Genomic DNA, 2,543 nt, shown 5'->3' with positions numbered 1-2,543 from the left:
AAGGTGCGCGCCGGCAGGCCACCCACGCCTTCCAGGAAGGCGCGGCCCGCGTCGGTGAGCTGCGCGCCGTGCGGCACGCGGTGGAACAGCGGCACGCCCACCTCGGCTTCCAGGTCCTTGATCTGCAGGCTCAGCGGCGGCTGCGCCATGCCCAGGCGCGCCGCGGCGCGGGTGAAGTTGCCTTCCTCGGCCACGGCGATGAAGTAGCGGATGTGTCGCAGTTCCATCGGGTATCTGAAATAGGTATGGTGATGAGATGAATCATATATTGGACATATATGAGGGAAGCGCCTAGATTCCAGCGCTGGCTGCCTTTCGGCGCAGCGCCTTTCCCTTGCCGCCTTGCTCTGCCGTCCATCGTTCGACCCATGCCTTCGTTGACCGCCTCTCCAGACCTCGCCCCGCCTTCCGCCATGCCCCTGGCCGAACCGCCCGCAGCCCGATCCAAGCCGCCGGGCACGTCCGCTTCGGGCTGGATCGCGCGCGGCTCCGCGGATTACCGGCGTGCCGCCGCGGCGCTGTTCCTGGCGGGTTTCGCCAGCTTTTCGCTCATCTACTGCGTGCAGCCGCTGCTGCCGGCGTTTGCCCGATCGTTCGGCATCAGCCCCGCGCAGAGCGCCTTGCCGCTGTCGCTGACCACCGGCCTGCTGGCCGTGGCGATCGTGCTGGCGGGGGCGTTTTCGCAGGCGCTGGGGCGGCGCGGGTTGATGTTCGCCTCGATGGCGCTGGCCTCGCTGCTGAACATCGCCGCGGCCATCGTGCCCAGCTGGCACGGCCTGCTGGTGGCCCGCGCGCTGGAAGGGTTGGTGCTGGGCGGCGTGCCGGCCGTGGCCATGGCCTACCTGGCCGAGGAGATCGACCCGCGCCATCTGGCGCACACCATGGGCCTGTATGTGGCGGGCACGGCGTTCGGCGGAATGATGGGGCGCGTGGGCATGGGCGTGCTCACCGAATGGGTGAGCTGGCGCGCCGCGCTGGGCTGCCTGGGCGCGCTGTGCCTGCTGTCGGCCATCGGCTTTCTCGTGCTGCTGCCGCGGTCGCGCCACTTCACGCCCCAGCCCGGGCTGCAGATCCGCTACCACTTGGGGGCCTGGGGCGGCCACCTGCGCCACCGCGGGCTGCTGCGGCTGTTCGCCATCGGGTTTCTGCTGACGAGCATCTTCGTGACGCTGTTCAACTACGCCACGTTCCGCCTGTCCGGCGCACCCTACGGCCTCAGCCAGACGCAGATCAGCCTGATGTTCCTGGTGTTCGGCTTCGGCATCGTGTCGTCGTCCGTGGCGGGCCGGCTGGCGGACCGCCTGGGGCGGCGAGGGCTGCTCGCCGCGGGCTTCGCGTTCATGCTGGGCGGCACGCTGCTCACCCTGTCGCCGTCGCTGTGGGGCGTGTTCGCCGGCATCGCGCTGGTGACCACCGGTTTCTTCATCGGCCACTCGATCGCCAGTTCATCCATCGGCCCGCTGGCCGGGCTGACCAAGGGGCACGCGGCATCGCTCTACCTCTGGTTCTACTACATGGGTTCGAGCGTGGTCGGATCGATGGGCGGATGGTTCTGGCAGCACGGCGGGTGGCCGGCCATCGTGGGGCTGACGGGGGCACTGGCGGTGCTGGGCATCGGAATGTCGGCGGTGGGGCCGCAGGGGACCGGGCCGAAGGCGTGAACCGGGCGGCGGTGGGCAAGGCGCCGCCGTTTTGCGGCCGGAGCGCTTCAGTTCACGAACCACCGCCCGTTGCCGTCGCTGAGCAGGAAGTACTTGAAGGCGCCCTGCAAGGTGCTGCCGATGCCGTTGCCGCTGAAGCTTGCATTCACGATGGTGTCCGCGCCCGAGGCCTGCAGGATGACCGACGCGCCGTTCTGTGGATCGAGGGTGATGATGGTGAGCGTCTGCCCCGCCACGTTCGCGGGGGGCAGGTTCAGCGTGCTGCCGCCCTGGGCCGCGTAGTAGACCCCTCCGGTCGGGGTGCTGGGCACGGTGGAGCCCGATGTCAGGGTGCCGCCCTGTACGAGCTGCCCGGGCTGCACCCACACGCCGTCCGAGCGCAGGTAGGTTCGGGCCCCGGCGGAGGCACCTCCCTGCAATTTGGACACGCTCACCGCATCGTCGGCCAGCTTGACGTTGGTCACCGCCGAGTCCAGCAGCTTGAGCGTGGAAATCGCCTGGTCGGCCATCTTGCTGGTGGTCACGGTGCCATTCGCCACCTTGCTGGTGGTGATGGCATTCACGGCAATGTTGGCATTGTTGATGCTGAGGTTGGCGATCTTGTTGCCGGTGATGGCGCCGTCCGCGATGGTGAGCACGCCGGCATTGCTCAGGCTCGCGTCTCCCGTCAGCGTGACGGGAGCCTGCGGGCTGAAGGGCGCGGACGACGACGTCAACGTGATCTGCCCACCAGCCGTGCCGTTGGCATAGCCCTCGCCCGTGGCACCTGTCGACCCGGTCGCTCCCGTCGCACCGGCGGCGCCTGTCGGCCCGGTGGCTCCGGTGGCTCCCGTGGCGCCTGCAGCGCCGGCGGTGCCCGCAGGTCCCGTAGCACCCGCAGCG

At 69.4% G+C, this 2,543-nt stretch carries 3 protein-coding genes; 1 reads left to right on the top strand and 2 read right to left on the bottom strand.

All coding sequences use genetic code 11. The features are described 5' to 3' along the window. The coding region (locus AC27KI_RS22655; RefSeq protein WP_487115951.1) for a LysR family transcriptional regulator at positions 1-227 on the bottom strand (227 nt) is incomplete at its 3' end. 186 nt (positions 228-413) lie between these two features. Here AC27KI_RS22655 and AC27KI_RS22650 point away from each other — a divergent pair. Next, entirely contained in the window at positions 414-1,661 is a 1,248-nt protein-coding gene (locus tag AC27KI_RS22650) for an MFS transporter (RefSeq protein ID WP_487115953.1), read from the top strand. Between the two features lie 47 nt (positions 1,662-1,708). On the opposite strand, the gene AC27KI_RS22645 is transcribed toward AC27KI_RS22650, so the two are convergent. Beyond that, positions 1,709-2,543, bottom strand: an 835-nt coding sequence (locus tag AC27KI_RS22645) for a hypothetical protein (RefSeq protein ID WP_487115949.1), incomplete at its 5' end; no start/stop codon positions are given.

Source organism: Acidovorax sp. KPB24-03 (assembly GCF_057546605.1).
Note: the sequence above shows the minus strand (reverse complement) of the source record. Positions and strands in the feature narration are given on the sequence as shown.

Excerpts from the sequence above, each read along its gene's own strand:
- AC27KI_RS22650 (WP_487115953.1), top strand. The coding sequence starts at position 414 with ATGCCCCTGGCCGAACCGCCCGCAGCCCGATCCAAGCCGCCGGGCACG.